This window comes from Rhizobium sp. FG96 (assembly GCF_057808655.1).
Window position 1 is genome coordinate 473,779 of sequence record NZ_JBMDIL010000004.1, and the last position, 8,466, is coordinate 482,244.

The 8,466-nt window shown below is 63.0% G+C and carries 6 protein-coding genes; 2 read left to right on the top strand and 4 right to left on the bottom strand.

Annotated features, from left to right (window positions below; genetic code table 11):
* The first annotated feature begins 89 nt into the window (after positions 1-89).
* Positions 90-2,252, top strand: coding sequence for a malate synthase G (locus ACODR6_RS10715; RefSeq protein ID WP_489022510.1), 2,163 nt, complete (start codon positions 90-92; stop codon positions 2,250-2,252).
* 85 nt (positions 2,253-2,337) lie between these two features.
* Here ACODR6_RS10715 and ACODR6_RS10720 read toward each other — a convergent pair whose 3' ends face one another.
* A complete protein-coding gene (locus ACODR6_RS10720; protein WP_025555305.1) occupies positions 2,338-3,024 on the bottom strand; it encodes a L,D-transpeptidase in 687 nt (228 codons plus the stop codon).
* 180 nt (positions 3,025-3,204) lie between these two features.
* On the opposite strand from ACODR6_RS10720, the gene ACODR6_RS10725 reads away from it, so the two are divergent.
* Positions 3,205-3,699 (top strand): MmcB family DNA repair protein, encoded by a 495-nt coding sequence (locus tag ACODR6_RS10725; protein ID WP_489022520.1) that lies wholly within the window; start codon positions 3,205-3,207, stop codon positions 3,697-3,699.
* A gap of 2 nt (positions 3,700-3,701) precedes the next feature.
* Here ACODR6_RS10725 and ACODR6_RS10730 read toward each other — a convergent pair whose 3' ends face one another.
* The 3 genes from ACODR6_RS10730 to hrpB all read right to left on the bottom strand — a co-directional run bounded on the left by ACODR6_RS10730 (position 3,702) and on the right by hrpB (position 8,132).
* Positions 3,702-4,277 (bottom strand): ActR/PrrA/RegA family redox response regulator transcription factor, encoded by a 576-nt coding sequence (locus tag ACODR6_RS10730; protein WP_025555307.1) that lies wholly within the window; start codon positions 4,275-4,277, stop codon positions 3,702-3,704.
* A gap of 71 nt (positions 4,278-4,348) precedes the next feature.
* Positions 4,349-5,659, bottom strand: coding sequence for an ActS/PrrB/RegB family redox-sensitive histidine kinase (locus tag ACODR6_RS10735; RefSeq protein WP_489022511.1), 1,311 nt, complete (start codon positions 5,657-5,659; stop codon positions 4,349-4,351).
* 10 nt (positions 5,660-5,669) lie between these two features.
* Positions 5,670-8,132 carry an ATP-dependent helicase HrpB gene (gene hrpB / locus ACODR6_RS10740; RefSeq protein WP_489022512.1) on the bottom strand — a complete coding sequence of 821 codons (2,463 nt, stop codon included), beginning with the start codon at positions 8,130-8,132 and terminating at the stop codon, positions 5,670-5,672.
* Positions 8,133-8,466: the final 334 nt, after the last annotated feature.

Genomic DNA, 8,466 nt, shown 5'->3' on the forward strand with positions numbered 1-8,466 from the left:
ATCTTTCTAACTATTGCAGAATTGACTATGAATGAAAGCCGCGCAAAGTGGCAGCATGAAACGTATGCCGTCCGCCGGAGGAACATCACATGAGTAGAGTTGAAAAGCAGGGTCTCCAGATCGAAGCCGTCCTTCACGACTTCCTGGTCGAGGAGGCGCTCCCGGGCCTTCAGGTGGATGGCGAAACCTTCTTCGCCGGCTTCTCGAAGATCGTCCACGATCTGGCGCCGAAGAACCGGGAACTGCTTGCCAAGCGTGACATGCTTCAGGCCGAGATCGACGGCTGGTATCGCAAGAACGGCGCGCCTGCCGATCTCGACGCCTACCAGGCCTTTCTGAAGCAGATCGGCTATCTGCTGCCGGAGGGATCGGACTTCAAGGTCTCGACCACCAACGTCGATGCCGAGATCGCCTCGATCGCCGGCCCGCAGCTCGTCGTTCCCGTCATGAACGCCCGCTATGCGCTGAACGCCGCCAATGCGCGCTGGGGCTCGCTTTACGATGCGCTCTACGGCACGGATGCCATTCCGGAAACGGATGGCGCCGAAAAGGGCAGGGGCTATAATCCGAAGCGCGGCGAAAAGGTCATCGCCTGGGTTCGCGACTTCCTCGACGGCGCGGTTCCTGTTGAGGGCGGCTCCTGGAAGGATGTCGGAAGCCTGAAGATTGACGGTGCAAGGCTTGCGATCGCGGATGTCGACGGCGAGGACCTGCCGCTGAAGGATGCCGCACATTTCGCCGGCTACCGTGGCAGCGCAGCCGCTCCGACGCATGTTCTTCTCAAGAACAACGGCATCCATATCGAAATCGTCATCGATGCTGGAACAGCGATCGGCAAGGCCGATCCCGCGAATATCTCCGACGTCTGGCTGGAATCGGCGATCACCACGATCATGGACTGCGAGGATTCTGTCGCCGCTGTCGACGCCGAAGACAAGGTCGTCGTCTACAGGAACTGGCTGGGCCTGATGAAGGGCGACCTGCAGGAGGAAGTCACCAAGGGCGGCTCCTCCTTCATCCGCAAGCTCAATCCCGACACCGATATCACCGCGCCGAATGGATCGACCTTCGAGCTGCACCGCCGCTCGCTGATGCTGGTGCGCAATGTCGGCCACCTCATGACCAATCCCGCCATTCTCGATCGCGATGGCAACGAAGTGCCTGAAGGCATCATGGATGCGGTCATCACCGGCCTGATTGCGCTCTATGACGTCGGCCCGAAGGGCCGCCGCAAGAACTCGCGCGAAGGTTCGATGTATGTCGTCAAGCCGAAGATGCACGGACCGGAAGAAGTTGCTTTCGCCGTCGAGATATTCGGCCGCGTCGAAGAGCTGCTCGGCATGCCCAGGAACACCATGAAAATGGGCATCATGGACGAAGAGCGCCGCACGACGGTCAATCTCAAGGAATGCATCCGCGCTGCGGCAGAGCGCGTCGTCTTCATCAATACCGGCTTCCTCGATCGCACGGGTGACGAAATCCATACCTCGATGGAAGCCGGCCCGATGATCCGCAAGGGCGACATGAAACAGGCGGCCTGGATCTCGGCCTACGAAAACTGGAATGTCGATATCGGTCTCGAATGCGGCCTCTCCGGCCACGCCCAGATCGGCAAGGGCATGTGGGCCATGCCGGACCTGATGGCGGCGATGCTGGAGCAGAAGATCGCCCATCCGAAGGCCGGCGCCAACACCGCCTGGGTGCCGTCGCCGACGGCTGCGACCCTGCACGCGACGCATTATCACAAGATCAACGTCGCCGACGTTCAGCGCGGCCTGAAGGATCGCCCGCGCGCCAAGCTCTCCGACATCCTCTCGGTGCCGGTCGCGCCGCGCCCCAACTGGACGCCAGAGGAAATCCAGCGCGAACTCGACAACAACGCTCAGGGCATCCTCGGCTACGTCGTGCGTTGGGTCGATCAGGGCGTCGGCTGCTCCAAGGTTCCCGACATCAACAATGTCGGCCTGATGGAAGACCGCGCGACGCTGCGCATCTCCGCCCAGCACATGGCAAACTGGCTGCATCACAAGGTGGTCACCGAGCCGCAGATCATCGAAACGATGAAGCGCATGGCGGCCGTCGTCGATCAGCAGAATGCCGGCGATGCCGCCTACACGCCGATGGCCAGCAATTTCGACCGGTCCATCGCTTTCCAGGCTGCCGTCGATCTCGTGCTCAAGGGCCGCGAGCAGCCGAACGGCTATACCGAGCCGGTCCTGCACCGCCGCCGCCTGGAGCTGAAGGCCGGTTAACCCGGCCTCGGCTTTAACCGCCCAAACAAAAGGCCGCCGAAGGAGCTCTCCGGCGGCCTTTTTCGTGCCGTATAGGGCAAATAGCTTACTGGATAACGATGACCTTGGAGGTCGAACGGCCCGGACGGACGCGGCTGTAGAGGTCGATGACGTCCTGGTTCATCAGGCGGATGCAGCCCGAAGAAGCGGCGGTACCGATCGAAGCCCATTCCGGCGTGCCGTGCAGGCGGAACAGCGTGTCCTGGCCCTTGTCGTTGAAGAGGTACATGGCGCGGGCGCCGAGCGGATTGGTCAGGCCCGGCTCCATGCCGTTCTCGACATACTTGGCGATTTCGGGACGGCGGACGGCCATTTCCTTCGGCGGGTGCCAGTTCGGCCATTCCTGCTTCCAGGCAACGTATGCGGTGCCGGCCCATGCGAAGCCGGCCTTGCCGACGCCGATGCCGTAGCGCATCGCCTTGCCGCCCGGCAGGATGTAGTAGAGGTGGCGCTCGCGCGTGTTGACGATGATCGTGCCGGGACGCTCATCCGTCTGGTAGCTGACGATCTGGCGGCGGAATTCCGGCTTCACGCGCTGGATCGGGATTGCGGGGAGCGAGTATCCGGCATCCGAGGTAACGCCGTAGGCGTCATCGAAAATCTGTGCCGTCTGAACAGTCGGGCCAGCAGCAGCCTTGTCTTCGACGGAAGCGCTTTCGGTGCTGGTAGAGCAACCGGCCAGGGCGAGTGTTGCCATCAGGCCGAATACAGGGAATGCATTGCGGATGCGCATGGATGTCTCTTAAGTTTTGGGCAATGTGGGAGGATGCTTCGAACCATCTTTGATTATGGTTTATTTTCGATTAACTTCGGCTTTGCAAGATGCTGCATCGCGACAAAAGTTACCCGCAGCGGCAAATTAAAAGCGCATGGCTTTTTTGCAACAACAAGCACCCTCTCCCCACGGTTATCCATGACGATTTTGAGTGTTTACAATAACAATCCGTTAATAGATGGCCGGCAATCGGACAGAGCTATGCTCGTGCGCCGCGGGACTCAGATTTTACTTCACGAGATGCGCCATGCCCTGCTTCCCGAGTTGCCCTTGGCAAGCGGCCGGCGCGCCGACCTGATCACGGTATCGGACAAGGGCGAAATCTGGATCATCGAGATCAAGACGTCGATCGAGGACTTTCGCGTCGATCGCAAGTGGCCGGAATATCGCGCCCATTGCGACCGGCTGTTCTTCGCCACCCACAAGGATGTGCCGCTCGATATCTTCCCTGAGGACTGCGGCCTGTTTCTTTCGGATGGTTACGGCGCGCACATGATCCGCGAAGCGCCCGAACACAAGCTCGCGCCCGCCACCCGCAAATCGGTCATGCTGAATTTCTCGCGCGCTGCCGCCCAGCGGCTGATGATTGCCGAATGGGCGAACGGCAAGCCGCTCGCCATCGACGACGTCTGAGCTTACTTCGGGGCGCGCTTGGCGAGGATGCGCTGCAGGGTACGGCGATGCATGTTGAGCCGGCGGGCGGTCTCCGAAACATTGCGCTCGCACATCTCGTAGACCCGCTGGATATGCTCCCAGCGAACGCGGTCCGCCGACATTGGATTGTCAGGCAGTTCGGCCTTTTCGCCCGGCCGCTGCGTCAGCGCCGCAAACACGTCGTCGGCGTCGGCAGGCTTAGCTAGGTAATCGACGGCACCAAGCTTCACGGCCGTCACCGCCGTCGCGATATTGCCGTAGCCGGTCAGAACGATGATGCGGGTATCGTCACGGCGCTGGCGGATCGCCTCGATCACGTCCAGTCCATTTCCATCGCCGAGCCGCAGGTCGACGACCGCATATTTCGGCGGATGGGCCTTGGACTTGGCCACGCCCTCGGCAACCGATTCCGCCGTCTCCACATGGAAGCCCCGCGTCTCCATCGCCCGCGCCAAGCGGCGCAGGAACGGGCCGTCGTCATCAACGATAAGCAGGCTCGCATCCGGGCCGATGTCGTGTTCGCCGATGGCAAGGGTTTCGCTGTCTTGTTCCGTCATTGTCTCTGATCCCGGCGGTTCCCCGCCCTGAATATCGGTCGATTGCTCAAAACTTCATTAGGCCGATAAAGTCACTTTGTCGAATGCGCGTCAATCAGCATGCGCGGCCACTCGACCCGGATACGGGCGCCCGCGCCTTCCGGTTCGCGGTTCTCGAAGACCAGTGCCGCGCCGGAGCGCTCCAGCAGCGTCTTGGCGATGAAAAGCCCAAGTCCCAGGCCTCCCGCCGTATCTTCCTTCTGCCGCTTGGTCACGTAGGGTTCGCCGATCCGTGTCAGAATGTCCGGCGCATAGCCGTTGCCATCGTCTTCTATGACAATCAGGACACGACGATGGTCATGTTCGACGGTTATGGTCACTTTCTCGCGAGCATAGTCGACGGCGTTCTCGATCAGGTTTCCGAGGCCATAAAGGATGCCGGCATTGCGCTCGGTCACCGGCTCGCCCTTGCGCGGGCTTTTCTCGATCAGCTCCAGCGCGATCTGGGATTCGCGATAGGGCTCCAGGATCTCCTCGATCATCGACGACAGCGGCAGGCGGCGCATATGCGCGTCACCCTCGGTCGACATGCTGGTCAGCCGTTTCAGGATGTCACGGCACCGTTCGCTCTGACTGCGCAACAGCTGCACGTCCTCGCGGAACCGGTCGTCATTCTTCAGCTCGCGCTCCATCTCCTTGGCGACGACGCTGATGGTCGCGAGCGGCGTGCCGAGCTCGTGCGCAGCCGCTGCGGCAAGACCGTCCAGCTGCGACAGATGCTTCTCCCGCTGCAGCACCAGTTCGGTGGCGGCGAGTGCATCGGCCAGCTGGCTCGCCTCCATCGACACGCGATAGGCATAGAAGGCGGCAAAGGCCATGGTCGAGGCGATCGAGCACCAGACGCCGAACTGCATGACATTATGGACATTGATCTCCACGCCATCGAACCACGGAAGCGGGAAGGGCGAAAAGGCAAGGATGGTGATGCAGACCATCGCAAACAGGATCAGCGCCGTGCTGTAGCGGATCGGCTGCGAGGCAAAGGAAATGATGACCGGCACGCAGACCAGCGCCGCAAACGGGTTCGCCAGTCCGCCGGTAATGAAGAGCAGTGCCGATAGCTGCAGCAGATCGAGCCCCAGCAGCGCAAAGGCAGCCGGCGCCTCCAGCCGGTGCGTCGGCGGGTAGCGGATCGTCAGGTAGAAGTTGACCCAGGCAAGTGCTGCAATCAGCGAGCAGCTGGCAATCAGCGGCAGGGGAAATTTCAGCCAGAAGGCGACGATGAAAACAGTCACCGCCTGACCGGCGACCGCCAGCCAGCGCAGCCTCACGATCGTCTGCAGGCGAAGCCGTCGGCTGCTGTGTCTGTCTTCCTGCGTCTTGCTGTCGGCGTCATCTATCATCGTCATGTCCTTATGTACCACGCGGCTTGGCGCGTGTCGTCGGCAGTGCCTCTTCCGGCCGCTCGGGCCAGGGATGTCGAGGATAGCGTCCGCGCATCTCGGCCCGCACGTCCTTCCAGGAGCCCGCCCAGAAGCCCGGCAGGTCGCGCGTCGTCTGGATCGGCCGGTGGGCAGGAGAGGTGAGTTCGAGCAGCAGCGGCAATCGCCCGCCGCCGATCGCCGGATGATCCTTCAGCCCGAACAGCTCCTGCACCCGGATCGTCAGCAACGGCTCTTCACCGTCATATTGGATCGGATGGCGCTGCCCGGTCGGCGCCTCGAAATGCGTCGGCGCCAGTTTTGCCAGGTCGCGCTGCAGCGCGTGCGGAACGAGGCCGATCAGCCCGTTCGACAGCGACCCAGCGCTGATATCGGCAATACCGCGCACATCCGCCTGGAACGGAACGAACCAGTCGTCGAGCCGCTCGAGCAGGGCTTCGTCGCTCATGTCGGGCCAGGGCTCGCCGATCGTCCGGTAGAGAAAGCCGATCCGTTCGCGAAGCTGAGCCGCTTCCTTGGAGAAGGGGAGGGTCGCAAGCCCGAGCTGCCGGATGCCGTCGGCGAGCGCCTTGGCTGTCGCCGCGCCGCTTGGCCGGGGAAGGGGCGTCTCTTCGAAGACGATGGCGCCGAGCCGCGTCGCCTTGCGCGCCCGCACCTGCCGGCTCGGCAGATCGAAATAGGTCTGCTCGCCCGTCTTGATCGCCCCCGGCAGTTCCGCCTCGACATCGCCGCGCGTAATCTCGGCCGCCGCAAGAATGCGAGCCTGCGCCGCCCGCCCCGTCAGGTCGGCGATCACAAGCATCTGGCTCCCCGCCAGCCGCTCGGTTTCCGCGAGCTCGCCGCCGCGGCCGTTCGCCATCACATAGCGGCCCCGCGCGCCGCGCTGCAGGGCGATGCGATCGGGAAAGGCATGGATCAGCAACTGTCCGGCCGTTGGCGAGGCCGTCGATTTTACCTTGTCGAGCCCGCTTGCCAGCCGCTGCGCCAGCCGCCGGGCGGATTCCGCCCGCTCGCCCTTCTCCGTCTTGAACCGGCGCAGCCTCTCCTCGAGATCGATGCTGGCGCCGCCCAATCCCTGTTCGGTCATCAGCACCGCAAGCAGCGCTGCCTCGCGGGCATCGCCATGTTCACCGGCAGAAACCACCATCGCCGCCAGCCGCGGTGGCAGCGCCATCTCGCGCATGGTCCGCCCACGCTCGGTCAGGCTGCCGTCGGCGGCGAGCGCCCCGAGATCGATCAGCAGCGACCGTGCCTCGGCAAGTGTGGCCGCCGGCGGCTGATCGACGAAGGCAAGCGTCTTCGGATCCTGCACACCCCAATGCGCCAGATCGAGCACCAGTCCGGAGAGATCGCTGGAGAGGATTTGCGGCGGGGTGAAAGCGGGAAGGGCGGCCGTCTGACCCTGATGCCAGAGGCGCAGCGCAATGCCGGGCTCGGTTCGCCCGGCGCGTCCGGCCCGCTGATCGGCCGAAGCCCGTGATACCCGTACCGTCTCCAGCCGGATGATCCCGGTCGACGGCTCGAAGACGGGGAGCCGCTGCAGCCCGCTGTCGATCACCATCCGCACACCGTCGATGGTAATCGAGGTCTCGGCGATCGAAGTCGCCAGCACCACCTTGCGCGTCCCTGCTGCCGCCGGCCTGATCGCGGCGTCCTGTTCCTTCTGGCTGAGATTGCCATAGAGCGGCGCAATCAGGGTCGAGGCGCCAAGCCGTCCCTCCAGCCGCTCGGCCGTCCGCAGGATTTCCGCCTGCCCCGGCAGGAATGCGAGGATCGAGCCGGTCTCGGTGGCATGATAATCGAGGATCGCCTTGGTCACCGCGTCCTCGATCCGTTCGCCGCCCGGCCGGTCCTGATAGCGGATATCGATCGGAAAACTCCGCCCCATGCTTTCTATCACGGGGGGATTATCGAGCAGCGTAGCGACCCTCTCGACATCGAGCGTCGCGGACATCACAAGAATCCGCAGATCATCGCGCAATGCGCCCTGCACGTCGATCGACAGCGCCAGCCCGAAATCGGCATCCAGCGACCGCTCGTGGAATTCGTCGAAAATGACGGTCGAGACGCCCGAGAGTTCGGGATCGTCGAGAATCATCCGGGCAAACACGCCCTCGGTCACCACCTCGATCCGCGTCGTGGCCGAGATGCGGTTGTCGAGGCGCATGCGGTAGCCGACGGTCTGGCCGACGCTTTCGCCGAGCAGCGAGGCCATTCGGCTCGCCGCAGCGCGGGCTGCAAGCCGGCGCGGTTCGAGCAGGATAATCTTGCCGTCGCCACGCCAGGACTGCTCGAGCAGGAAAAGCGGCACCAGCGTCGTCTTGCCCGCGCCCGGCGGGGCGGACAGCACTGCGCGCCGCTGGCTTTCGAGCGCCGCCCCGATATCGGCAAGCACATGGGAAACCGGCAATACCGGCAGGGAAGCGATATCCATTCTCTCCAGCGATCGTTTCAGGCGTGGCGCAAGGCTGCGGCGCGCAGGACTATTGGCGCGAAATTAGCGATCGGATGCCATTCCGCAAGCCGCTGTGGCAAGTCCCGGATGCGCTTCCTATATAAAGGGCAGGCGGAAAGCCCGCCCCGATAATGCCTGAAACTGCTTCGCTCCCGGGATTCTCCAGCAGTCCCTGGAAGCATAAGTTCGTGGCAGGACCAAAGTCCGCAAATCCCTTTGCAAAATCAACCTGTTACAAAAATGTCAAAAAACTTGGTTTTGCGCTGTTGACTGTTTGGGAGGGATGGCCGTATAAGCCGCGTCACTGAACGAG

Coding starts and splice junctions, on each gene's coding strand:
- ACODR6_RS10715 (WP_489022510.1), top strand. CDS start 90: ATGAGTAGAGTTGAAAAGCAGGGTCTCCAGATCGAAGCCGTCCTTCAC.
- ACODR6_RS10720 (WP_025555305.1), bottom strand. CDS start 3,024: ATGCGCATCCGCAATGCATTCCCTGTATTCGGCCTGATGGCAACACTC.
- ACODR6_RS10725 (WP_489022520.1), top strand. CDS start 3,205: ATGACGATTTTGAGTGTTTACAATAACAATCCGTTAATAGATGGCCGG.
- ACODR6_RS10730 (WP_025555307.1), bottom strand. CDS start 4,277: ATGACGGAACAAGACAGCGAAACCCTTGCCATCGGCGAACACGACATC.
- ACODR6_RS10735 (WP_489022511.1), bottom strand. CDS start 5,659: ATGATAGATGACGCCGACAGCAAGACGCAGGAAGACAGACACAGCAGC.
- hrpB (WP_489022512.1), bottom strand. CDS start 8,132: ATGGATATCGCTTCCCTGCCGGTATTGCCGGTTTCCCATGTGCTTGCC.